General features: G+C 38.4%; 18 protein-coding genes. 13 read left to right on the top strand and 5 right to left on the bottom strand.

The window, feature by feature from the left end:
• Positions 1–429 precede the first annotated feature (429 nt).
• The 12 genes from FJR04_RS12110 to modD all read left to right on the top strand — a co-directional run bounded on the left by FJR04_RS12110 (position 430) and on the right by modD (position 17,274).
• On the top strand, positions 430–2,058 hold the full coding sequence (locus FJR04_RS12110; RefSeq protein ID WP_168495012.1) for a peptide chain release factor 3: 1,629 nt from the start codon (positions 430–432) through the stop codon (positions 2,056–2,058).
• Between the two features lie 140 nt (positions 2,059–2,198).
• Complete coding sequence (locus FJR04_RS12105) at positions 2,199–4,325, top strand: zinc metalloprotease HtpX (RefSeq protein WP_168495009.1); 2,127 nt, start codon at positions 2,199–2,201, stop codon at positions 4,323–4,325.
• Between the two features lie 446 nt (positions 4,326–4,771).
• The gene (locus FJR04_RS12100; protein ID WP_168495007.1) at positions 4,772–5,269 is read left to right on the top strand and encodes an RNA-binding protein; all 498 of its coding nucleotides are present in this window, start codon (positions 4,772–4,774) and stop codon (positions 5,267–5,269) included.
• Between the two features lie 756 nt (positions 5,270–6,025).
• Positions 6,026–7,294 (top strand): glycosyltransferase family 1 protein, encoded by a 1,269-nt coding sequence (locus FJR04_RS12095; protein WP_168495005.1) that lies wholly within the window; start codon positions 6,026–6,028, stop codon positions 7,292–7,294.
• A gap of 157 nt (positions 7,295–7,451) precedes the next feature.
• Positions 7,452–7,727, top strand: coding sequence for a hypothetical protein (locus FJR04_RS12090; RefSeq protein ID WP_168495186.1), 276 nt, complete (start codon positions 7,452–7,454; stop codon positions 7,725–7,727).
• A gap of 224 nt (positions 7,728–7,951) precedes the next feature.
• Entirely contained in the window at positions 7,952–8,884 is a 933-nt protein-coding gene (locus tag FJR04_RS12085; protein ID WP_168495003.1) for a hypothetical protein, read from the top strand.
• A gap of 336 nt (positions 8,885–9,220) precedes the next feature.
• The gene (locus FJR04_RS12080) at positions 9,221–9,595 is read left to right on the top strand and encodes a VOC family protein (RefSeq protein WP_168495001.1); all 375 of its coding nucleotides are present in this window, start codon (positions 9,221–9,223) and stop codon (positions 9,593–9,595) included.
• 20 nt (positions 9,596–9,615) lie between these two features.
• Positions 9,616–10,497 carry a ribosome biogenesis GTPase YlqF gene (gene ylqF / locus FJR04_RS12075; RefSeq protein WP_168495000.1) on the top strand — a complete coding sequence of 294 codons (882 nt, stop codon included), beginning with the start codon at positions 9,616–9,618 and terminating at the stop codon, positions 10,495–10,497.
• 636 nt (positions 10,498–11,133) lie between these two features.
• The gene (locus FJR04_RS12070) at positions 11,134–12,759 is read left to right on the top strand and encodes an adenylate/guanylate cyclase domain-containing protein (protein ID WP_168494998.1); all 1,626 of its coding nucleotides are present in this window, start codon (positions 11,134–11,136) and stop codon (positions 12,757–12,759) included.
• A 175-nt stretch (positions 12,760–12,934) separates the two neighbouring features.
• Positions 12,935–14,302, top strand: coding sequence for an NAD-dependent succinate-semialdehyde dehydrogenase (locus tag FJR04_RS12065; RefSeq protein ID WP_168494995.1), 1,368 nt, complete (start codon positions 12,935–12,937; stop codon positions 14,300–14,302).
• 104 nt (positions 14,303–14,406) lie between these two features.
• Entirely contained in the window at positions 14,407–16,050 is a 1,644-nt protein-coding gene (locus FJR04_RS12060; RefSeq protein ID WP_168494993.1) for an acetolactate synthase large subunit, read from the top strand.
• A 381-nt stretch (positions 16,051–16,431) separates the two neighbouring features.
• Complete coding sequence (modD, locus tag FJR04_RS12055) at positions 16,432–17,274, top strand: ModD protein (protein WP_168494991.1); 843 nt, start codon at positions 16,432–16,434, stop codon at positions 17,272–17,274.
• Positions 17,275–17,466: 192 nt separating this feature from the next.
• Here the strand turns inward: modD and FJR04_RS12050 are convergent, their stop codons facing one another.
• From FJR04_RS12050 to FJR04_RS12040, 3 genes are all read right to left on the bottom strand, one after another.
• Positions 17,467–17,802, bottom strand: a complete 336-nt coding sequence (locus FJR04_RS12050) for a XisI protein (RefSeq protein ID WP_168494989.1) — start codon at positions 17,800–17,802, stop codon at positions 17,467–17,469.
• Complete coding sequence (locus FJR04_RS12045) at positions 17,790–18,206, bottom strand: XisH family protein (protein ID WP_168494987.1); 417 nt, start codon at positions 18,204–18,206, stop codon at positions 17,790–17,792. The genes FJR04_RS12050 and FJR04_RS12045 overlap by 13 nt, the downstream gene beginning before the upstream one ends.
• A 531-nt stretch (positions 18,207–18,737) precedes the next feature.
• Complete coding sequence (locus tag FJR04_RS12040) at positions 18,738–20,222, bottom strand: serine/threonine-protein kinase (RefSeq protein WP_254445270.1); 1,485 nt, start codon at positions 20,220–20,222, stop codon at positions 18,738–18,740.
• A gap of 553 nt (positions 20,223–20,775) precedes the next feature.
• Between FJR04_RS12040 and FJR04_RS12035 the strand changes: the two genes are divergently transcribed.
• Positions 20,776–21,942 (top strand): pyridoxal phosphate-dependent aminotransferase, encoded by a 1,167-nt coding sequence (locus tag FJR04_RS12035; RefSeq protein WP_168494985.1) that lies wholly within the window; start codon positions 20,776–20,778, stop codon positions 21,940–21,942.
• A 3-nt stretch (positions 21,943–21,945) separates the two neighbouring features.
• Here the strand turns inward: FJR04_RS12035 and FJR04_RS12030 are convergent, their stop codons facing one another.
• Positions 21,946–23,220, bottom strand: a complete 1,275-nt coding sequence (locus tag FJR04_RS12030; protein WP_168494983.1) for a tetratricopeptide repeat protein — start codon at positions 23,218–23,220, stop codon at positions 21,946–21,948.
• Between the two features lie 260 nt (positions 23,221–23,480).
• The gene (locus FJR04_RS12025) at positions 23,481–24,833 is read right to left on the bottom strand and encodes a (Fe-S)-binding protein (RefSeq protein ID WP_168494981.1); all 1,353 of its coding nucleotides are present in this window, start codon (positions 24,831–24,833) and stop codon (positions 23,481–23,483) included.
• Between the last annotated feature and the right edge of the window lie 31 nt (positions 24,834–24,864).

Below are 24,864 nucleotides of genomic sequence, written 5' to 3'. Positions count from 1 at the left end.
AAAAAAAGTCTTGATTTGTAGGTTGGGTTGTTTGCGTTAGCCATAACCCAACAAATGCGTCGGGTTTCACTTCGTTCTACCCAACCTACAAAAAATGGACAAGGTATGTTGTTTTTATCTTATACCATTGTTAGAATCAGGATTTTCTGGATTTGCATATTTTCTGGATGAAGATAAATATCAATCCCGTTGAAGTGTTATTTTTAATAATTTTGATTTGAATGTTTTGGAAAATTTTTACCCTTATATATATGGGCGCACAGATTTCCACTATAATGTTATAGTAAGGGAAAGTTGGGTATTTGTCAACTACCTCACTCATTAATTTCTGGATTAAGATTGATCAGATGTAAGAATTAATAGAATTTACAAATTTGTTTTATCATCCTGAAAAAGATTACATTTAGTTAAGTTACAAACAAATTATATATGTCCATTGAACTGCAAACAGAACTAGGTGAAGCGGTGGAACAGCGTCGCAACTTTGCGATTATTTCTCACCCTGATGCTGGTAAAACTACGTTAACTGAAAAGCTATTATTATACGGGGGTGCAATTCACGAAGCGGGAGCGGTAAAAGCCCGCAGAGATCAGCGGAAAGTAACTTCTGACTGGATGGCAATGGAACAACAACGGGGGATTTCTGTTACCTCAACAGTGTTACAATTTGCTTATCGCAACTGTCAAATTAATTTACTTGACACTCCTGGACACCAAGATTTTAGTGAAGATACTTATCGGACTTTAGCTGCGGCAGATAATGCAGTTATGCTGATTGATGCGGCTAAAGGTTTAGAACCGCAAACCCGGAAATTGTTTGAAGTGTGTAAACTGCGGGGAATCCCAATTTTTACCTTTGTGAATAAACTCGATCGCCCGGGTAGAGAACCAATAGATTTGTTAGATGAAATTGAGAAAGAGTTAGGATTACAGACTTATGCAGTGAATTGGCCGATTGGGATGGGCGATCGCTTTAAAGGCGTTTTTGACCGTCAACAGCAGCAAATTCATTTATTTGAACGGAGTTTTCATGGTAGTAAAGAAGCGCGGGATACTATCCTCGATCTAGGCGATCGCCGCATGGAACAATTACTAGATCCAGAACTCTATCAGCAACTTAAAGACGAATTAGAACTCTTAGAAGGAGTTTGTCCAGAACTAGATTTAGACTTGGTACACGCAGGCAAAATGACCCCAGTCTTCTTTGGGAGCGCCATGACCAACTTTGGGGTAGAATTATTTCTCAAAAACTTCCTAGACTTTGCTCTCAAACCAGGAACACATAGCAGCACGGCTGGGGACATTCCCCCAACTTATCCTGAATTTACAGGATTTATTTTCAAACTGCAAGCGAACATGGACCCCAAACACCGAGATAGAGTGGCTTTTGTCCGGGTCTGCACAGGCAAGTTTGAAAAAGATATGACAGTAAACCACGCTCGAACCGGCAAAGTTATCCGTCTATCTCGTCCACAAAAACTGTTTGCCCAAGAAAGGGAATCTATTGATGTTGCTTATCCAGGGGACGTAATTGGTTTAAACAATCCGGGTGTTTTTGCAATTGGTGATACAATTTACACAGGAAAGAAGCTAGAATATGAGGGAATCCCTTATTTTTCGCCCGAACTATTTGCCACTCTGAGAAACCCCAACCCCTCCAAATTTAAGCAATTTCAAAAAGGTGTTTCCGAATTGCGAGAAGAAGGCGCTGTCCAAATTATGTATTCAAGTGATGAAGCCAAGCGTGAGCCAATTTTAGCAGCGGTTGGTCAATTGCAATTTGAAGTGGTACAATTCCGCTTACAAAATGAGTATGGTGTAGAAACTATCCTCGATTTATTACCTTACAGTGTCGCCCGTTGGGTTCAGGGTGGTTGGGAAGCGTTAAATCAGGTAGGACGTTTATTCAATACTACTACTGTGAAAGATAGTATGGGACGACCAGTATTGTTATTCCGCAATGAATGGAATTGTCAACAGTTAGAGGGTGATCATCCAGAGTTAAAACTCAGTGCGATCGCTCCAGTTCTGTCTAATCAACAATCAGTGGACAATTGACAATTGACAATTGACAATTACCAATCACCAACCCTTCGGCTACGCTCAGGGCAAGTCACCAATTACCAATTACCAACTATCAGGGTATCTCAATTTAGTCCTATTTGTCACCGAGAACCGATTGGAGTACCAAAGTTTGTATGCCTTCCCACGCTGAATCATGTTTGGAGGCTGGTTTAGCGGCCCTCAAGCAGGGGAATTACTACACAGCGATCGCTAACCTTGAACCACTAGCCAAAGATCAAAGCCAAGAAAAGATTTGTTTACAGGCACAAGTGGGGTTAGTTATGTCCTATGCCCGCACTGGCGAAGTCTCAAAGGCGATCGCCCTGTGCCAAAATCTGATCGCTAATAGTAATCCCCAAGTTCAAGAATGGGCCACACTTGCTCTTGAACACTTGCATAAACGCAAAAACCAGAAGAAAAAATCTCGCAAAACCAATACTGGACTTGCTTCCAGTTTAAATCCTACACGACAACAGCCACAAACCGCTTATGTGGGTGCTGATAATCAGGACCATATCCAACCACTGAGTATTTATTGGCGACAAGCTAGACGTGCCAAAGTGTGGCAACCTTTACGCAAGTCTAATGTCATTCCTTCCCGGATAATTGCCCTCTTGACATTTATGGCACTTTTTTGGATGTGCCGAGAAATGCTTAAATTGGTCTTGGGTTTAATCAATCAAATTTTATATCAACTGCCATACTTACAGCCCATCCAGATTTTATATCGTGATCCTAGTACATTGATTTTAGGATTATTTGTAATCTTAATGGTATTGTCTCCTTGGTTACTCGACTGGCTACTCGCACAATTTTCCGGCCAAGAAGAGTTACCCAAAGAAAAATTAAATTCCTACAGTCGGGAAACACTGAGGGTAGTCCAAAGAACTTGTCAACAGCGGCGTTGGTTAACTCCCAAACTGAGAATCTTGCCAATTTCTGCCCCCATGATAATTACCTATGGCAACCTACCCCGCACAGCGAGAATCACAGTTAGTCAAGGGTTATTAGAACAACTGGCAGATGATGAAATCGCCGCCGTCTATGCTTTATCTTTAGGGCAAATTGGACGCTGGGATTTTGTGGTAATGTCCCTAGTTTTACTCGTGACAATGCCATTTTATGGCATATATCAGCAAATTTCCGTTTGGGGAAATCAACACCAGGGAAAAATTTGGCGTTGGCCAGGTACAGTTTTAGCTGCGATTAGTTATGGAATTTGGTGTCTTTTCACAGGAACAGCCTTGCTTAATTCCCGATTACGGCTTTACCATAACGATGCTATGTCCGCAGAAATTACTGGAAATCCCAATGGACTAATTCGCGCTTTATTGAAAATATCCATTGGTGTAGCTCATGATATCAGCCTCAAAGAACATACCTGTTGGCAGTTAGAAAGCCTGAATATCCTCGCGCCTGTGGCATATCAACACAGCATAGTTTTAGGTAGCACAGCCGGTCATCTACCCTTTGAATCATTTTTCAAGTGGGAAAATTTTCATCCCTATCGCCAATGGTTTACAATTAACAGTTGTCATCCTTTAATGGGCGATCGCATCGAACGTCTTTGTCAAATAGCCCGTCACTGGCATTTAGACACCGAACTACATCAGACAAACCCACAACAACCAATTCTGATTAAGCCCCAAACCTTCTGTTTACAAATCGCCCCTTGGTTAGGAATCCCCCTTGGTGTCGTCTTTGCTGGACTGACTTGGTTACTGTGGCAAACAGCATACACCATACATTGGTTAAACCTAAAGTGGATATATGATAATTGGTCTTTTGTCACAGGTTGTATGTTAATCGGCTTTAGCATTGGCACAGTGATGCGGATAAATACCCTATTTCCTGATATTACACCTGACAATATCCAAAAGAATGAACACCTTATTAACCTATTAGCCGAACCGTCTATTTTACCAATTAATAGTATTAGAGTCCGTCTGAGTGGTAAACTATTAGGTCGTCCCGGTATTGGCAATTGTCTAGCACAAGATATGATCCTCCAATCTAACCAAGGTTTAATGAAATTACATCATATTCCCTGGCCAGGTAAATCATTTAATTCTCAAGACTTAATTGGTAGACAGATCACAGTTACAGGTTGGTTACGAAGAGGTGCAACTCCTTGGGTTGATATCCAAACTTTAGAAACTCAAGGTGGCACAAAAATCAATAGCCCTCATCCTATTTGGTCTACCATCATCGCAATTTCCGCTCAAGCTTGGGGTGCTTATATCATGCTGACAGGTTCTTAATTAGGGAATTTGTCAGTTGTCAGTTGTCAGTTGTCAGTTGAAAATATCTTCCCTCTTGCCTAAAAAATGTGTTTGATGCTACGATGCAACAATGCTAATAGCGGAAAAGTGTCTGCTGTACTAGCTACGTAGAAAATACCATGATAGTGTTAAGCAATGGCATTTTATTCTGCGGGCAAGAATTAAGAAGAACTAATTTACTGTGGTGGATAGTGGGCTATTAAATTTACAATTCCTAGAATTAAGGTGATATTAGCCGACGAGTGCAGTTGCACTTTCGTGCCAAAGAAGCTTGATCCCAACAAAAAACTGTATTCTATAAGTTGATAGTTTGGATTAAAAAAATTGGTTTGTGGCAGTTTTAGTCCATAGTATCTATTCAAAAGCCAAAGCCAATTAATTGTTTTTGTCTTGCCCTGTTTATTCCCAATCTGGAGGTATAGTCCATGTCAATTCGTCTATATATAGGAAATCTGCCAAAAGAAGAAATAGATCGTCAAGATTTGCAAGCTGTGTTTGCAGAAGAAGGCGATGCTGTCACTACCAAACTAATTAAAGACCGCAAAACAGGCAAATGTCGTGGGTTCGGTTTTTTAACAGTAAATAATGACGAACAAGCAGATCAAATTATTGAAAAATATAATGGTCAATTGTTCAAAGATACTCCCATTAAGCTAGAAAAAGCTTTACCACGGACTAAAGGTGAGGAAGGTGAGGAACAACCAGCAGTTCCCAAACCTGTTATTCAAGGTAGTAGCACTCCTACTCCTAGCAGCAACAAAGAAGGCGGCCGACGGGATAGAGGTAAGAAATCTCGGCGTGGTGGTGGTGGTACTCGTGAGACTGCTACCAGTGTTGATAACGAAGCTATTCGTCCAGATCCCCGTTGGGCAGCGGATCTAGAAAAGCTAAAACAAATGTTAGCCGCACAAACTACCAACTAAATTGTCTGTTTAATCAATATGCTTTGAGAATAATTCTTAAAGCTTCTTGGGATACCACCTTCCTAGAAAGCTTGTCTGAACAGGAAGTTGTGCTTAGATGTCTAGGTTTCAGGTATCAGTATCGGCGTGTCGAAATTTCTTTCGTTACTGGCGAAAGTCCAAATGTAATCAAAAAGCAGTGCAGGTAGCCACATCAGGTTATCTGCACTGCTTATTTTTGGACTTTTTTTGATGAGGGAGAAAATAGGAAAAATTGTATCTAAATTAACAAAAATTATCGCAATGTAAGAATAGTATAAGCTAATACACTTGTCTTAATTAACTCAAGGCTGGAAAAATGATAGCAATTAAGGTGATATTTTCGGCAACTAAACTTTAGTTCATTTAACTTTGATTGAAATTATTTTCATGAGATGAAACCTAGCAATAACTAACTGCAAATATCTAAATTATGATCTAGCTTGACTATTTCATAAAGGTTCTATCATAGGCAAATTAATGGACTATGATAGGCTAATTTATCTTGATTTAGTATATGAATATATAGAGAAAATATCTATCAAATGTATTAGATATAAATATGGAATTTGGGAGATATAAATTAACATTTAGGTTCTAATTAAGATAGACTAAGTATTAGTTAGTCAAAGTTCCCCAAATAAAAATCAGATTTACGTTTAATAATCGCAAGTATGGCGATCGCCATGCTAGGGAAAATATCTTCTACCTTCTTAAAATCAGGAATAAAACACATCTATGAACTCTACCACTAACAAACACATTGCCTTAATCTCAGTTCACGGTGATCCAGCGATTGAAATCGGCAGAGAAGAGGCTGGAGGACAAAATGTTTATGTCCGCCAAGTTGGTGAAGCCTTGGGAAAGCTAGGATGGCAAGTAGATATGTTTAGCCGGAAAGTGAGTGCTGATCAAGAAACGATAGTGCAACATAACTCTAATTGTCGAACGATTCGTTTAACAGCCGGTCCAGTAGAATTTATTTCACGAGATCATGGTTTTCAGTATTTGCCAAAATTTGTAAATCAGTTAATGAAATTTCAGAAAGAAACTGATGTTAAATATGATTTAGCTCATACTAACTATTGGTTATCTAGTTGGGTGGGGATGGAATTAAAGAAAAGACAAGGAACTAAACAGGTGCATACATATCATTCTTTAGGAGTGATCAAATACAACACCATAGAGAATATTCCCCTGGTTGCGAGTCAACGTTTATTAGTAGAAAAACAAGTATTAGAAACAGCAGAAAGAATTGTCGCAACCAGTCCTCAAGAACAGGAACATATGCGATCGCTTGTTTCCCATAAAGGCAACATTGATATTATTCCCTGCGGTACAAATATTCAAAAGTTTGGTTCAGTGGGAAGACAAGCCGCAAGGGACGCATTAAACATCAATCCAGAAGCCAAAGTAGTGTTATATGTCGGCAGATTTGACCACCGCAAAGGTATAGAAACCTTAGTGCGGGCAATGCGGGAGTCTAAATTTTATGAATCAAAACAATTGCAGTTGATTATTGGTGGTGGTAGTACACCAGGGAATAGTGATGGTAGAGAACGCGATCGCATTGAAGCCATTGTCAACGAATTAGGAATGAGTGAATGCACAACCTTTCCCGGTTGTCTCAGCCGCGATATCTTACCAGCTTATTATGCTGCTGCGGATGTTTGTGTTGTTCCTAGCCACTACGAACCCTTTGGACTGGTTGCGATCGAAGCCATGGCCAGTGGTACACCTGTCGTCGCTAGTGATGTCGGTGGACTTCAGTTTACTGTTGTCAATGAAGAAACAGGTTTATTAGTCCCACCGCAAAATGTACCAGCTTTTAATCACGCCATTGATCGAATTCTTAGTAATCCTGCCTGGCAGCAAGAATTGGGTAAAGCCGCGAAAAGACGGGTTATTAATCAGTTTAGCTGGGATGGTGTAGCGATTCAGTTAGACGAACTATATACTCAACTGTTACAGCAATCCGTCAGACAACCTGCATTAGCTAGTAAATAGGGGCAGCAGGAAGGGGGCAGAGTGCAGGGGGAAAGAATTATTACCAATGACCAATCACCAATTACCAATTACCAATTCTGCTAAATTTGGTGCATAGTTGAAAGATAAGAAAGCATCAAGTAAGCTCTAAACATACTTGCAGTTAGACGGTGAAATGATGGAAGTTCAAGAAGTCAAAAAATTCCCTAAACCCAGGAAACAGGAAAGCGAATCCCAAAATTTTCAGCACGTCAAGATACTTGACTGTAACCAGCCAGTGTGTAGGGTTATTTGTGAGTGTTGGCACTGCAAACAAGGGATATTATGTGAGGTAGATGTGTCATCTGCACAATTTTTAGAAGTAGAATGCCCAAATTGTGGAAAAAGTGCTGTGAGGCTAATGGCACAAAAGGTGATTTCTACCACACCAATTCCTTCCCCTTGGCAAGGATAACCGAATTTTAGAGTTTAAATTTTAGGTTTTGAATTATACTCGTAACGGCTGACATTAGAACTTTTACAAGATTACGAAAAACCTAGATGTATAAGGGTTTAGCAGTGCTAAACCCTTACTTTTTGCGGTATTCAGATTAAGCGAACTGCTTGCAGCAACTTTGCTATCATCCAAAAAATGTTAAATTAAATTGATATTTCTGTATTAGTCCAAAATTAGCATAAATGACTCGCTTTATACATGATCAATTTGCAAAACAATATCTAACGGAACTATTAACACCCTATGGACAAGTAGAAACCAGCAAAGATATCACAGCAGAAGTCAGACAAATTGATGTATTATTTATTCCTTCACCCCAACCCATACAAAGCTTAGAAACACTAGGATTACTAGGAAGAATGGCTGCAAATTATGCCATATTTGAACCATTTCGTAATCCCGTCAGTAAGAGTGAAATTCGCAGTTGTATTGGTAAATTATTTGACGTTCATGCAGACTTAGAACGGCAAGCGAAACGGAATGAGACGCGAATAGATGAAACTGAATTACCTCAACTATGGATTTTTACGCCTACAGCATCAGTAGAAATCCTAGAGAGTGGTAATGGTACTCTGGATGAAACAAACTGGGGTAAAGGCATCTATTTTTTGCCAAAATTATTTAAAACCGTAGTTGTGGTGATTCATCAACTACCGAGTACACCTGAAACGCTGTTTTTGAGGATTTTAGGGAGAGGAAAAGTACAAAGACAAGCAGTAGAAGAATTAGAAGCACTAGCAAATAATAGTCCCTTTCTTGCGGATATTATACAATTAGTACATAACCTAATTGCTGTGTTATCGGCTCGTCAGCGTCAGGAAAACGATATTGATAAAGATGATCAGGAGTTAATTATGAAATTATCAGAAATGTATCAACAACAATTAGAAGAGATTAAAAAACAAGAACGACAAGAAGGGGAAAAACTAGGACTTGATAGAGGCATAGAAAGAGAAAGACGCGCTATGATTGAAAGTATTTTACAAGTGCGTTTTGGGGAAGTTGATTCACAGTTAGCAACAATTATCAACCCTCTGATTGCTATGAATAGAGAAGAATTTACTCCTTTGCTTCTACAATTATCCCGTGAGGAATTATTAGCTAGATTTGCTTAAAAATGATCTTAGTGAGATCCCCGACTTCTTAGAGAACTTGGGGATCTCCAAAATAAATTACTTCTAGAAAAAAGCGCAAAAAGAGAGTATTGGAGGTTGACAAAGGATTTTAAACTTGTTATGATAAAATTGATAAGGAAGAACTTTCTTAAAATAAATGTATTCCCTAGCTTTAACAGCTGCTTGTAGGTATATCAACGCGATCGCTTTGCAATTGCCTTACAAACCTTAAATCAACGGCGTTGGCAATGATGATTTGTTGATATATTTCCTGCCCTAGTTACGCTGTTCGCGTAGTGTCTCCTGGAGCGGTTGCCAAAGTGATCCGCAATGAATATGCAATATAATAGTATAATTGTCACCATAGCCACGATTAATTTTGATAATATCGTTAATTTCTATACTCAATTATTAGAACAAGAACCAAAAAACCTCATCCCCAATGTCTATGGGGAGTTTCAAATCGCTAGTTTAAAATTAGGTATTTTTCGACCTAAACCAGAAAATGAAGCGGAATTCGTGACTAATGCCAAAAGTCCGCTAAGTTTGTGTTTAGAAGTGAATAATTTAGAAATTGCCATATCTCACCTAACATTTTTAGGATATCCCCCACCAGGAAAAATTTCCATAGCTTCTCACGGTCAAGAAATTTACGCCTATGACCCTGATGGCAACCGTTTAATTCTACATCAATCTACTATAACTCATTAGTAAAAACTAACAAACAATAAATGTCCATAACTCAAAATTACAAATTAAATCTTATCCAATGGTATCCGGGACACATCGCTAAAGCTGAGAAAAATCTCAAAGAACAGTTAAAGCGTGTTGATGTGATTTTAGAAGTACGTGATGCTCGCATTCCCCTAGCGACAAATCACCCGCAAATGAATGAATGGGTAGGAACTAAAGCACGGATATTGGTACTTAACCGAGTAGATATGATTTTGCCACAAGTGCGATCGCGCTGGATAGAATGGTTTAAAAATCAAGGCGAAGTTCCATATTTTACCAATGCCCAACATGGTCAAGGTATCACCGCAGTAGCAAAAGCCGCTCAAGCCGCGGGTATAGAACTCAACCAACGCCGCAAAGATCGGGGAATGTTACCCCGTCCCGTCCGCGCTGTCGTGATTGGTTTTCCCAATGTTGGTAAATCAGCTTTAATTAACCGATTATTAGGAAAGCGAGTCGTAGAGAGTGCCGCCCGTCCTGGTGTGACTCGCCAACTGCGTTGGGTAAGAATTTCTGACCAGCTACAATTACTAGATGCCCCCGGTGTTATTCCCGCCCGACTCGACGACCAAAGTGCAGGAGTCAAATTAGCCATTTGTGATGATATCGGTGAAGCATCCTATGATAACCAGTTAATAGCCGGAGTATTCGTAGATATACTTAATCAACTCCAAGAAACACAGCCTCATTTTTTACCACCTCACCCATTACTGACAAGATATGATCTCGACTCCATCATCCACACAGGAGAAGCGTACTTGCACGCATTAGCAGAACATCGCTATAAAGGAGATGTAGAACGTGCTGCTAGACAAATGATCACTGATTTTCGGAAAGGACTCCTTGGTAGTATCCCCTTAGAATTACCACAAATTTAACTGTTAATTTTCAGGACTTACGCAAAACAGAACGAGAGTAGGGGTAATTCATGAATTACCCCTAAGCAATCATAAGGCTTTCAGTCATATATTGCGTAAGTCCTAATTTTGTCAAAAAATGGGCAAATAGATATTTTCACTAGAAATGTTCCAGGGAACGTCTCTACAAAGATTCTAGGTAATCCAATTAAATTGTAAATTTCACCATATCTCTGCGATGATTTCCTGGTTCTAAATTGTATCCAGTAAGTTGGAGACAATCCAAAATATTATAAAATTAATTTTTACGCTTCTCATGCTAATTTATTAGTAAAAATGACTATTTTGTAGTCGTTTTATTGCCGTTAATAGTATCATAAATAAAATGTTAGAATTTACACAAAAAATTTTGGTGGATCTCAACCAACTGCTGTTGAACCACCGACAACCTAATCATCAAGCAGATGTCTGTTAAGTATTCAGATAGAATTAATTATACAGATTATTTTCCCGTTTTCCTTTAAGAGTCTCCACTAATGAATTTAATTGTGACCGACTACTTATTTATGGTGTAAGTGCTGAAAAAGATAAACTTTGTGTTTACCTAATTTTGCCAATAATTGCATCCCTAGATTCCAGTATGAATGTACCACACTCATGAATCAACTCACACTCATCCTCCAACAAGAAGGAACTACCGAAACATTAGTTCCAGTAGATCAAGACATATTTATTATCGGAAGGTTGCCAGAATGTAACTTGTTGTTACCTTTTGGAGGAATTTCTCGCAACCATGCGCGAATCGTCAAAATAGCTGAGGGTGTGTGGACTATTGAGGATCTAGGTAGTAAAAATGGTACGCAAGTTAACCAGTTTCTGATTACCAGCACTCAACAGTTATCTAATAATGATGTGATTTCCCTGGGTAATATCAAATTAGTCGTTAAATTTATTAAAACTGAGGAAGATGAATTTGTAAATGAGCTATCAACACAAGGAAACAATTCTCCACAAAGAACTATTTTAAGAAATGTTGAACAATTACAACAGCAATGGATAGAAGCTAGTGGAATTAATAGTAAAAATAATAATAAAGATGCAACTATCGCCCGGCTTAAAGATTTAGTTGATATAGCTAAAAATCTTTGTGCTGCTGCATCCATTGAGGAAATTTTCTCCCAAGTTCAACAAGTAGTTTTTCGTTATCTGGATAGTATTGATCGGTTAGCATTATTAGTTGAAGTTCATAGTTCTGGCAATTTAGATTTAATAAATTCTGCGACTAGAGAGATTTCTGATCAGGAAACTCTGGCAATAGATGGCAGTTGGATTAGTCGCAGTATTTGTCAAAAAGTATTTGCTGAAAAAGTTGCTATTCAAAGTGCTGATACCCAGGCTGATGAAAGGTTTTCTAGTGAGCAAAGTATTTTAGTTAAAGGTATTCGTAGTGCAATGGCAGTACCATTATGGGATGAACATAATGTTATTGGAGTTCTCTATGCTGATGCTAGTCTTTCTTCATCTCATTGGGAAAGTGAAGGTGAAGAAGAACTCAGCTTTTTTTCAGCCTTAGCGAATCTTGTAGCTTCTAGTGTGCAACGGTGGTTATTAGTAGAAAAGCTGAAAACTGAAGAGGTAATTCGTCATCGTTTAGAAAGATATCATTCGCCAGCAGTTGTGCAAGAATTGATTGCTGAAGGTAGTTTGCCGGGTGGACGTTTAGCTCCTAAAGAAAATGAAATAAGTATTTTGTTTGCCGATTTGGTAGGTTTTACGGCCATTTCTGAACAATTGACACCCACAGAAATTGCTAAATTATTAAATAATTTATTTGAAGAAATGTTGAAAGAAGTATTTTTGTATAGTGGCACTTTAGATAAATATATTGGTGACTGTATTATGGCATTTTTTGGCGCTCCTGATCCAGATCCCGGTCATGCAGATCGGGCTGTGGCATCTGCGAAGGGAATGTTAACTCGGTTACAACATCTGAATGCCAATAATTTTTGGCAAGAACCCTTACAACTACGGATTGCTATTAACAGTGGTAAAGCTGTTGTTGGTGATGTTGGTAGTTCTCAACGGGTAGATTATACGGCTTTGGGAGCAACAATTAATTTAGCAGCAAGAATGGAAGGAATTTGTTCTCCTGGTGAATGTGTAATTAGTGAAGTAACTTATAATATGCTAGGACAAAAATCAGATTTTCATGATATAGGAGACTTTCGTTTTAAAGGCATTGATCGTTCGATCAAGCTTTATCAAACTAAAATGAATGAATAGTTAATATTAAGAGATAATTTTTGTGATTTTCAATTTTTTTGGTACTTGGGGTAGATTTTGAATTGATTTGTCTGCTATTCTCAACTACCAAGTTAATTTTCGTGGTAGCTTCTGTGATGAATGTGTGTAAAACTGGTAAGCTACCTCAAACTATTTTTTAATGGGAGGTCAGGTCATGGCTATAGCCACCATTAATCCCACCACTGGGGAAACGCTCAAAACCTTTGAGCCGCTCAAAGATACAGAAATTGCTGCTAAGTTAGATTTGGCAGGAAAAGCTTTTGAACAATACCGTCAGACAAGTTTTTTAGAGCGATCGCACTGGTTAGAACAGGCAGCGACCATTTTAGACCAAGAAAAGGCAGATTTAGGGAAATTGATGACCCTGGAAATGGGTAAAACATTGAAAGCGGCGATCGCTGAAGTTGAAAAATGCGCCCTGGTTTGTCGTTATTATGCCGAAAATGCCCCTAGTTTTCTGGCTGATGTCACCATTGCCACTGATGCTAGTCATAGCTTTGTAAAATATCAGCCTTTGGGGGTAATTCTTGCCGTCATGCCTTGGAATTTTCCATTTTGGCAAGTTTTTCGGTTTGCTGCACCAGCACTCATGGCGGGCAATGTGGGGTTACTCAAACACGCTTCTAATGTGCCACAGTGCGCTCTGGCAATTGAAGATATTATCAATCGTGCTGGCTTTCCTACAGGTGCATTTCAAACATTATTAATTGGTGCTGCTCAAGTTGCCGATTTAATGGCTGATGATCGAGTCAAAGCTGCCACTTTAACAGGTAGTGAACCAGCAGGAATATCGCTCGCGGTTGCATCTGGGAAACAAATCAAAAAAACTGTTTTAGAATTGGGGGGAAGTGACCCATTTATTGTTTTAGAAAGTGCTGATTTAGAAACAGCAGTATCTACCGCAGTCACAGCCCGAATGTTGAATAATGGGCAATCTTGTATTGCTGCTAAACGCTTTATTATTGCTGAATCTGTGGCTGATAAATTTGAAAAATTGCTGTTAGCAAAATTCCAAGTTTTGAAAGTTGGTAATCCGATGTCATCAGATACAGATGTGGGACCATTAGCAACTCCTGATATTCTCCAAGACTTAGATCAACAAGTTAAAAATGCCGTTAAAAGTGGGGGTAAAGTCATCACAGGTGGGCATCCTTTAACCGAATTATCGGGGAACTTTTATCCACCAACAATTATCATAGATATTCCCATAGATATACCCATTGCCAAAGAAGAATTTTTTGGTCCTGTGGCATTATTATTTCGAGTTCCTGATATCGAAGCGGCGATTAAATTAGCTAATGATAGTCCTTTTGGTTTGGGTGCAAGTGCATGGACAAACAATAAAGAAGAACAAAATCGCCTAATTCAAGAAATTGAAGCCGGTTCAGTATTTATTAACAGTATGGTCAAATCTGATCCTCGTTTACCTTTTGGGGGAATTAAGCGTTCTGGCTACGGACGAGAATTAAGTGTTCAAGGCTTACATGAATTTGTCAATGTGAAAACTATTTGGGTGAAGTAAAGGCAATGGATAATTGACAATTGACAATTGACAATTGACAATTACCAACCCTTCGGCTTCGCTCAGGGCAAGTCACCAATTACCAATTACCAATTACCAAATTTATGAATACCGCAGAATTGTTAGTACAGTGTTTAGAAAATGAAGGAGTTCAATATGTTTTTGGACTTCCTGGTGAAGAAAATTTGCACGTTTTAGAAGCGTTAAAAAAATCATCAATTCAATTTATTACTACCCGTCATGAACAAGGTGCAGCATTCATGGCGGATGTGTATGGGAGGTTAACAGGAAAAGCGGGAGTATGTCTTTCTACCCTTGGTCCTGGGGCAACTAATTTAATGACTGGGGTGGCAGATGCGAATCTAGATGGTGCGCCATTAGTGGCAATTACTGGGCAAGTGGGAACAGATAGAATGCACATTGAATCCCATCAATATTTAGATTTAGTGGCAATGTTTGCGCCAGTTACTAAGTGGAATAAACAGATTGTTAGACCGAGTATTACACCCGAAGTTGTGAGAAAAGCCTTCAAGCGATCGCAAACTGAAAAACCCGGTGCAGTTCACATTGACTTACCAGAAAATATTGCTGCTATGCCTGTCGAAGGCAAACCTTTAAATAAGGATAATAGTGAAAAAACCTATGCTTCTTTTGCCAGCATTCGCGCCGCAGCGGGCGCAATTTCCCAAGCCATTAATCCCATCATTTTAGTCGGAAATGGAGCAATTCGCGCCCATGCTAGTGACGCAGTCACGCAATTTGCTACCCAAATGAATATTCCGGTTGTGAATACTTTTATGGGTAAAGGTGTCATTCCCTATACTCATCCTTTAGCACTTTGGTCTGTAGGATTACAACAACGAGATTTTATTACCTGCGGTTTTGATAATAGCGATTTAGTGATAGCCATTGGCTATGATTTAATTGAATTTTCCCCGAAAAAATGGAATCCTGACGGGAAAATTCCTATTATTCATGTGGCAGCAACTTCTTCGGAAATTGATAGTAGTTATATTCCCAAAGTAGAAATAGTTGGAGATATTTCTGATTCCCTGAATGAAATATTAAAATTAGCAGACAGACAAAATAAACCCAATCCCTATTCTATTAGTTTGCGTTCTAACATTCGCGCTGATTACGAAGAATACGCCAAAGATGATGAGTTTCCTATTAAACCGCAGAAACTAATTTATGACTTGCGGCAAGTTATGGGACCCGATGATATTGTCATTTCTGATGTTGGCGCACATAAAATGTGGATTGCGAGACATTATCATTGTCATAGTCCAAATACTTGCATTATTTCTAATGGTTTTGCTGCTATGGGTATTGCTATTCCTGGGGCATTAGCCGCAAAATTAGTTTATCCCAATCGCAAAGTTGTGGCTGCAACTGGTGACGGTGGTTTTATGATGAATTGCCAAGAATTAGAAACAGCTTTGCGAGTCGGAACACCATTTGTAACACTGATTTTTAATGACGGTGGCTATGGTTTAATTGAGTGGAAACAAGAAAATCAATTTGGACAAGGTAACTCATCTTTTGTCCATTTTGGTAATCCTGATTTTGTCAAATTTGCCGAAAGTATGGGATTAAAAGGTTATCGAGTTGAATCTGTTGCAGATTTCATTCCCTTACTCAAAGAAGCCCTTGCCCAAGATGTACCAGCAGTCATAGATTGCCGCGTAGATTATCGAGAAAACCGTCGTTTCACACAAAAATCAGGCGAGTTAAGCTGCGAAGTTTAAACACTCGTAGGGGCGGATTTTCTCCGCCCTGAAATTTAATTTAAAACAACATCTATAAACATAAAAAATTAGCAAAATAAAATATATCGTCAGTTTATAATAATAGCGATCGCACAACACAACAAATTTTCTCTTTTACAAAAAATTATTCTATTTTTCATTTCTATAGATAAAATCACCAATAATCAAGGTGTAAAAAAGCATATTTAATTTCTGGAAATACCCGATCAGGAATTGTCAGAATCAGGATTTACGGGATTTAGAGATGTACAAATCAGGACAAAGTTAAAAAAGAAGTTATAAAAAGCAAATATCGTTGGGGATTATGGGATATCCTGAGATAGATAGGTTAGAGATTCGCCACAAAAACCGCAAATGAGAATGTTCTTTTCCGACGAAGCGATCGCTCAATTAATTCAAGAAGATGTACCTTTCCTAGATTTAACTACCTATGGACTAAGTATAGGTAAGGAATTAGGAGAAATTGAATTTTCTACCCGTCACCCCATGACTATTTGTGCGACAGAAGAAGCAGCTAGAGTATTTGAAAAATGTGGTGCGACGGTTGAATATTTGGTAGAAAGCGGTACTTGTTTACCAGAACAACAATTAATTCTGAAAGCCAGTGGTTCAGCCGCAGCATTGCACATTGGTTGGAGAGTAGGATTAAATTTGATGGAATACACTTCTGGTATAGCTTCCCGTGCTAAAGAATTGGTGAATGCTGCCAAAATTGTGAATCCTTCCGTAGCGGTTGTCACGACACGCAAATGCTTTCCTGGTACGAGAAGTATTTCTATGAAAGCAATTCTAGCTGGTGGTGCTTCTCCCCATCGTTTGGGACTATCAGAAACAGTTTTGATTTTCCAACAACACTTGATATTTATAGATAGTATTGCCGAAATAATTGAGCGTATCAACCAAATGCGACAACGGTTTCCCGAACAAAAAATTTGTATTGAGGTAGAAACGTCTACGGATGCTTGGATGGTTGCTGAAGCTGGAGTTGATTTAATTCAATTCGATAAAATTCCTACTGGAGAACTTACTAATCTGGTTACAGAATTAAAGGGGAAATATCCTAGTTTAAAACTAGCAGCAGCAGGTGGGATTAATTTGGAAAATATTCATAATTATGCCAGCACAGGTGTAGATATTTTAGTGACTAGTTATCCATATTTTGGTAAACCTGCGGATATTGGTGCGAAGATGACACGGAAATAATGTACCACCATCTATCACCTTAGCGATCGCAGCTAAAGCTAAGGCCATGAAAGCTGGGGGGATAGATGTTTGCAGTTTTGGTGCTGGAGAACCAAAGTTCAGGGAAGCGATCGCCCGTTAAGGTTTAATTGAGAAGTTGGAAATGTGGGAGTGGGATTTTTGGAAAAAAAGATTGGATAAAATCAACAAAAATTAAGCCACACCATAACCAGTATAAGGACGTTTATAGGGTGGTTGTAAACCAAAAACAATGTCCTCTTTTGGTACTCCCATATTTACGAGTTGTTCAGCTAAATCTGTTTCTGTCGTATTTTGCTGAATCCAGATTTTGTTATCTTTGATATCAAAATGAATCACACTATGATAAATCCGGTTTAAACCATTCCAACCAACACGGAATAATTGATAATGATCATGAATGGTATCAAAAATCAATTCATTATCTATTTCATCATATTTAGGTTTAAATTGACTATGTTCCTGGAGTATGGTTTGAATATATTGACGATAATTTTCTAAATTTGCCATTTGATAATTACCTCCATTATGGGATTATATACTATGATTTTAAGTTTATGTCTTGCTACTGCAATTTTAGCAAGTCGAGTTTGAAAGAAAGATTTATAAGTTTCTTCGGGAACTGCTAAATATAATACTCGTTGTGATTCTGTTTCTTCTAACATGATTTGATAATTGAGAAATTGTCCTAATGCTGTATGAAATTCACTTACTGCTGAGTTACTAGCAAAACTTTTGATTTCTACAGCAATCTTTTCTTCTCCTTTTTCCGCTGCAATTAATCTTTCTGCACCTAAATCAATTTTCAAGGTTGTATCTTCTAATTCTACCTCTAATGGATCATCGGTAATTAACCATTGTTCTTTTTCTAGTGCTGTTCTAACTGCTTGATGAAATAAATCTCTTGCTGACATAGTTATTTATGATTTAATTTATTTGTCTAAATCAGGATATCCAGGATTTTAGGATTTACAGGATGTTATTGGATGATTTTTAGTGGGAGGTGGGAGGTTGAAGATTTTATTTGTCTGAATCAGGATATCCAAGATTTGAGGATTTACAGGATTTTAGTTTGCGTTGAGGATTTTTGAGAGGTGAGGATTTTTAAGATATGGGGATTTTTTAGATATTAATTTTATTATGTAAGTTAATGATTGTTGGGTAATTTTATTTAAACTCTCACATTTTCAATTTGAAAATTGATGATTAAATAAATCTCTAAAACATCACATTTAAAACCAACATCCTGTAAATCCTTTAATCCTGGACATCCTGATTCAGACAATTGAGAAATTCAGATCCCCGACAACTTTTAACAATCTTCTCATTTATCACATTAATTATCGCAGAAGTCGGGGATATTTAGATGCAAACTAACATCCTGTAAATCCTTAAATCCTGGATACCCTGATTCAGACTTAATATTTTTCTGTAACCCTTAAATGTTACAGTTTACAAGTCTCGACGCGAGAGAAGAGACAACAAGCCAATCCCCAGCCACCACCCAACCACCAAACCATCACTCCCCACTGAAACCCACACGGAATCGGGAGGTGGCCTTCTGGTGCTTTTTTGTCAAAAGTAATAATCCCAGCCTTTCCTCCTTTTCTCCATCCTACCTCAGCTACGAACTTCTCTCTGATGTCTGAGTTATATTCTCTCGTTCCACCTAAACCTTGATAAATCCGTTTCTGCACAGAAAAACCAAATTTACCATCACTATATTTTACCCACAACTGGTCAATAGTTCGGAGGTCTTCACAGGGAAAATTATTAATGTGTTCAAAATCTAACCAACGAATCTTTTCCCGTTTCGCAACCGCTAACATTACCCGTCTGGTTTCCTCGTCTGCTTCCTTCCATTTTTCAGCTTTGAGGTAGTTTTGCAGTTTGCTGTAGTCCATTCCACAGGATGATTTTAATTCTACTTCTTGGTTTATTGGTTGAGGTGTGGAACTTTGAGGAATGAAAATTTCCTTTGTCTTAGGTACGAAAGAATAAGGTCGTGGTAAACGAACAGTTTGGGGTGGAGGTGGTAGAGGTGTGGGGATATTTTGTTGTTGTCTTGGTTGTGGTTGAGGTGTAGAAACAGGTTGAATAACCAAACCCAAAATTTCCCTAAACTCCCGCACAGTCTGCGGACGGTTTTGGGGTTCTAACTCCATACCTTTGAGAATAGCAGCATTTACCTTATCGCTAATCTGCTGATTAAATTTTTGCGGTGGTGATAACTTGACATCTTCCTCAGCGCGATAATTAGCAGGAATGGGAACTCTATTCGTTAATAAACTATATAATGTCGCTGCTAAAGCATAAACATCTGTATAATAACCAAAATCTCCACGCCGTTCATATTGCTCTATGGGTGCATAACCTTCGGTTATCATCGCTGTCATGCTTTTGATTTTACCAGGTTGAAATTCCCGCGCTAACCCAAAATCAATTAATACTGCTTCTTTGCTTTCCCGTCGCAACAAAATATTATTGGGTTTCACATCTCGATGTAAAAGTTTCCGTTCATGAACTACTTCTAAAGCTTGTCCGATTTGGTCAATGTAGCGCAAAGCTTCGGTTTCTGACAAGTAACCATTTTCAGCAGTGTAGCTTTCAACATAGGCTGCTAAATCATCACCGTCAATATGTTCCATGACAATAGCCCAAAGTCCATCTTCGGGAAAATTGTCGTAAACTTGGACAATATGGGGATGATAGCATTTTGATAAATCTAAGGCTTCTTTTCTAAACCTCTTTTGTATTTCCGCAAAGTCTGGTTTTTGTTGTTGTTCCCGGTTGAGGGTTTTTATCACAACCAACCTGTTTTCTTCTGTATCTTCTGCGAGATAGGTTTCACCAAAGCCACCGCCACCGATCGCTCTTTTAATGATATACTGTCCGTTCTGTAGTGGGGTGTTAGGTGTCCAGGATTGCATATTGTCAGAATTAGGATTTGCAGGATTGGGAGAGAAATTAAAAATTAGTATAACATCCGCGTTTATCTGCGTTCATCTGCGTTTAATTGTCTGAATCAGGATTTCCAGGATTTAAGGATTTACAGGATGTTGTTGAATGATTTTTGGTGGGGATTTGGATATTTTTATTTGTCAGAATCAAGATATCCAGGATTTGAGGATTTTCAGGATGTTATTGGATGATTTTTAGTGGAGATTTGGATATTTTTATTTGTCTGATAGCGAAGCGTGGCGTAGCCATATCAGGATAGTTTAGGTAATGATAATATCACAATCCTGTAAATCCTTTAATCCTGTAAATCCTGATTCAGACAATCCAAAAGTTTACTATATATGCGCGAACAGATTTCTACTCTTAACATTAGTGTAAACTAAATTTTTCGTCTTGTCAAGACTTGAAGTAAATTAATCCGTCCCATGTTTGGGTAAAAAAGAATTTAGAAAGGGCAAATATCGCATAGGATTCTGGGATATCCTTAGAGAGATAGGATAGAGATTCGCCAAAAAAAGTAGCATGAAGCTGGCAGCAAGAGTAAGTCAGGTAACACCCTCCATCACCTTAGCGATCGCAGCTAAAGCTAAGGCCATGAAAGCCGGGGGGATAGATGTTTGCAGTTTTAGTGCTGGAGAACCAGATTTTGATACTCCAGCGCATATCAAAGCCGCAGCAGTGAAAGCTTTGGATGAAGGTAAAACCAAGTATGGTCCAGCCGCTGGAGAACCAAAGTTAAGGGAAGCGATCGCCCAGAAGCTGAAAAATGATAATGGTCTTGATTATAAGTCAGAGAATGTCCTGGTCACAAACGGCGGTAAGCATTCTCTCTATAATTTAATGGTGGCACTGATTGACCCCGGTGATGAGGTAATTATCCCCGCACCCTACTGGCTAAGTTATCCCGAAATGGTAACTCTAGTGGGTGGAAAGTCGGTAATTGTGGAAACAGATGCTTCTACTGGCTATAAAATTACCCCAGAACAACTGAAAAAAGCTATTACCCCAAAAACTAAGTTATTTATTCTTAACTCCCCTTCTAACCCCACAGGGATGGTATATACGCCAGGGGAAATTAAAGCCTTGGCGCAGGTAATAGTTGATGCAGATATCTATGTTGTGTCTGATGAGATTTATGAAAAAATTCTCTATGATGGTGCAGAACATATCAGCATTGGTTCGTTAGGAACGGAAATCTTTTCCCGGACTTTGATTAGTAACGGTTTTGCTAAAGGTTATTCAATGACCGGTTGGCGCTTGGGTTATTTAGCAGGACCCGTGGAAATTATCAAAGCCGCCAGCACCATTCAAGGACATAGTACATCGAATGTGTGTACTTTTGCTCAATATGGGGCGATCGCAGCTTTGGAGAGTTCCCAAGACTGTGTAGAGGAAATGCGCCAAGCTTTCGCTAAACGTCGTCAGGTCATGTTTGACAGACTCAACGCTATTCCTGGTTTGAGTACCGCGAAACCAGACGGTGCTTTTTACCTATTTCCTGATATCAGCAAAACCGGTTTGAAATCCCTGGAATTTTGTGATGCTTTATTGGAAGCGCATCAAGTTGCAGTCATTCCTGGTGTCGCTTTTGGTGCTGATAAAAATATTCGTCTTTCCTACGCTACTGATATGGCGACGATTGAAAAGGGAATGGATAGATTAGAGAAATTCGTGCATTCTCGGATTTAGAAATCATAGCAAACCCATTTCCTCCAACCCCTGATGAAGTCGCTGTGCTTCTTCGGGGTTGTTCAATTCATGGAGAGCGATCGCATATTCAAAAGCTGCTAGACTAGCTGTAACATCGCCAATTTTCAACAACACAACCCCTAGATTTTGATAAGCTTCAGCATAATCAGGATTTAAATTAATAGCATTGTCATAACAATTAATAGCCTCAGCAAACAATCCCATTGCTTTACATATCATGCCTAAATTATAATGACCAATCACAAAATTAGGATCTATTTTGATAGATGTTTCATAAGCAGTTTTTGCCCCTTGTAAATCTCCCACACTTTTCAATAAATTTCCTAAATTATTATATCCTCCTAATTTTAAAAGTGGATAAATAGGTAACTTCACCGCAGCTTGATAATGAGAAATAGCTTGAGATATATCTTTTAAAGATGTATAACCAATCCCTAAATGATAATGTAATTCATACAAAATATCATAATTTATATCCTCATCAATAGCAGCATCAACTTTTGGTAACTGCAAATATTTTAATTTATGCAACGGTTTTTGATCTTCATCAACTTGATTTCCAAGAATTTGATTTAAACCCCGTTTTAATAACTCCATTCCCTCCTGAATCTTCCCCATTTGCATATACAAAGCCCCCAACTTACTGCATACATAAGAGTCATGGGGATGAGTTGCAAAAAATTCTTCCATTGCGGCTGCGGCTTTAACATATTTATTCTGCTCATTAATCACCGCTTTTTGATAACCAGTATGCAGAATCGCTACCCCTGGTAAATAACCAATTTGCCAAGTTGGTTCTTTATTTAAAATTGCCGTAATACTATCATCAATTAAAGCATGATAAGGGCGATCAAAATAGATATCTGGATGATTACGAAATAATCGAGAAACTAGAGAATAAGGTGATTGTGTTGAACCAACTTCTTGACGTACCAAATTAATCGCAATATATTCTTCTTTGCTAATAACTGCTTTGAGTAAAGGCATAATTTCCGGTGTCAAAGTTTCATCAGCATCTAAAACCAAAATCCAATCACCTGTAACATATTTTAAAGCCTCATTTCTAGCCGCACTAAAGTTATTATTCCAGGCAAAATAATGGACCTTAGCGCCAAATTGTTGAGCAATTTGGGGTGTTTTGTCAGTTGAACCTGTATCGAGAACTACAATTTCATCAACAAAATTCTTAACACTTCCCAGGCATTTTGGCAAGGCAATTTCTTCATTTTTGACTATCATACACAAGCTGAGTCTCATATAGTAACACTATGGTATTTACAGCTTGGTCAATAATAGCCTATGTTATCCAGAATTATGGGTGAATGAAAGTAAAATAGCAATTCCCATTCCCGTGAGGTACAAATTATCGGTTTTTTCCCAAGTAGGGGCGAAGCATTCGGGCGATTAATTATCGGTTTTTTCCCAAGTTTATTTTCCGAATGCTTCGCCCTTACACCAAATGCTTCGCCCTTACACTTCTTAGATTCTGTACCTCATTAGATTGGGAAACGCATTTCCTATATCTCCAATTTATCACCCCGAATCGCATAATCTAACAATTCCATTGGGTGCATTACAGAAATAGTCTTACCCTGTAAATATTTACTAATCTGCAAACTACAACCAGGATTAGCAGAAGCAATTAAATCAGCACCAGTATTGATTAAATTCTGAGCTTTTTGTTTACCTAACTCTTCCGCAACTTCTGGTTGCAACATATTATAAACCCCCGCACTACCACAACACAAAGCCGCGTCTATTGGTTCTTTTAAAGTTACTCCCGGAATTTTATTTAAAAGTTGACGAGGTTGGACACTAATTTTTTGACCATGCAATAAATGACAAGCATCTTGATAAACTAAAGTGAGATTTTTATCAGTCAAAGGTGAAAGTTTAGCTGTTAAACCCACATTAATTAAAAACTCTTGTGCGTCTTTAACTTTTGCTGCAAATGCTTGAGCTTTTTCGGCATATTCTGGATCATCTGCTAAAATATGACCATATTCTTTCAAAGTATGACCACAACCAGCAGCATTGATAATCACAAAATCCACATTAGTATCAGCAAAACTATCAATCATTTGTCTTGCTAATGTTTTCGCTTGTTCCGTTTGTCCTTGATGTTCAGGAAGTGCAGCACAACAACCTTGAGATTTAGGAATTACCACTTCACAACCATTTGCTGTTAAAACCCTTACCGTCGCTTCATTTACACCAGAGAAAAACAGCCTTTGCACACATCCTAAAATTACACCCACCCGATATCTTTTTTCACCCTTTGCAGGGATAATATCTGGTAAATTATCTTGAAAAGATTTGAGAGTTATTTGCGGTAAAATAGATTCCATTGCCGCTAATCGGGGAGATATAGCTTTAATTAATCCAGTTGCTTGTAATACCTGAGAAATTCCTAACTTTTGATAAACTAATAATGGGAAAAGTAAAATTCTTAAAAGATCAGGATTAGGAAATAGAGAAAAAATCAATTGTCGAACTAACTTATCAGGTAAACTGCGATTATAATTTCTTTCCACCTGATGTCTAGTTGCTGAAATCAACTTATCATACTGCACACCAGAAGGACAAGTAGAAACACAAGCTAGACAACCCAAACAAGAATCAAAATGTTCAACAGTAGCCGTATTGAGAGCAATTTCCCCCTCATTAATAGCATCCATTAAATAGATACGTCCTCTGGGTGAATCCATCTCCTTTCCTAATATCCGATAACTAGGACAAGTAGCCAGACAAAACCCACAATGAACACAACTATCAATCAACTTAGGATCAGGTGGATGACTTTCATCAAAACCCTTCAAATTCTTAATACTAGCAACATTATTAACAACACCATCTGAAACTTCTTGCATTTCTCTTCCCCCTCTTAACTTCGTGTTCTTT

Origin of the sequence: Anabaena sp. UHCC 0204 (assembly GCF_009711975.1) — a bacterium.
In the GTDB taxonomy this organism is placed as follows: domain Bacteria; phylum Cyanobacteriota; class Cyanobacteriia; order Cyanobacteriales; family Nostocaceae; genus Dolichospermum.
This window is presented reverse-complemented; position numbering and strand designations above follow the sequence as displayed.

Coding starts and splice junctions, on each gene's coding strand:
- FJR04_RS12110 (WP_168495012.1), top strand. CDS start 430: ATGTCCATTGAACTGCAAACAGAACTAGGTGAAGCGGTGGAACAGCGT.
- FJR04_RS12105 (WP_168495009.1), top strand. CDS start 2,199: ATGCCTTCCCACGCTGAATCATGTTTGGAGGCTGGTTTAGCGGCCCTC.
- FJR04_RS12100 (WP_168495007.1), top strand. CDS start 4,772: ATGTCAATTCGTCTATATATAGGAAATCTGCCAAAAGAAGAAATAGAT.
- FJR04_RS12095 (WP_168495005.1), top strand. CDS start 6,026: ATGAACTCTACCACTAACAAACACATTGCCTTAATCTCAGTTCACGGT.
- FJR04_RS12090 (WP_168495186.1), top strand. CDS start 7,452: ATGGAAGTTCAAGAAGTCAAAAAATTCCCTAAACCCAGGAAACAGGAA.
- FJR04_RS12085 (WP_168495003.1), top strand. CDS start 7,952: ATGACTCGCTTTATACATGATCAATTTGCAAAACAATATCTAACGGAA.
- FJR04_RS12080 (WP_168495001.1), top strand. CDS start 9,221: ATGCAATATAATAGTATAATTGTCACCATAGCCACGATTAATTTTGAT.
- ylqF (WP_168495000.1), top strand. CDS start 9,616: ATGTCCATAACTCAAAATTACAAATTAAATCTTATCCAATGGTATCCG.
- FJR04_RS12070 (WP_168494998.1), top strand. CDS start 11,134: ATGAATCAACTCACACTCATCCTCCAACAAGAAGGAACTACCGAAACA.
- FJR04_RS12065 (WP_168494995.1), top strand. CDS start 12,935: ATGGCTATAGCCACCATTAATCCCACCACTGGGGAAACGCTCAAAACC.
- FJR04_RS12060 (WP_168494993.1), top strand. CDS start 14,407: ATGAATACCGCAGAATTGTTAGTACAGTGTTTAGAAAATGAAGGAGTT.
- modD (WP_168494991.1), top strand. CDS start 16,432: ATGTTCTTTTCCGACGAAGCGATCGCTCAATTAATTCAAGAAGATGTA.
- FJR04_RS12050 (WP_168494989.1), bottom strand. CDS start 17,802: ATGGCAAATTTAGAAAATTATCGTCAATATATTCAAACCATACTCCAG.
- FJR04_RS12045 (WP_168494987.1), bottom strand. CDS start 18,206: ATGTCAGCAAGAGATTTATTTCATCAAGCAGTTAGAACAGCACTAGAA.
- FJR04_RS12040 (WP_254445270.1), bottom strand. CDS start 20,222: ATGCAATCCTGGACACCTAACACCCCACTACAGAACGGACAGTATATC.
- FJR04_RS12035 (WP_168494985.1), top strand. CDS start 20,776: ATGAAGCTGGCAGCAAGAGTAAGTCAGGTAACACCCTCCATCACCTTA.
- FJR04_RS12030 (WP_168494983.1), bottom strand. CDS start 23,220: ATGAGACTCAGCTTGTGTATGATAGTCAAAAATGAAGAAATTGCCTTG.
- FJR04_RS12025 (WP_168494981.1), bottom strand. CDS start 24,833: ATGCAAGAAGTTTCAGATGGTGTTGTTAATAATGTTGCTAGTATTAAG.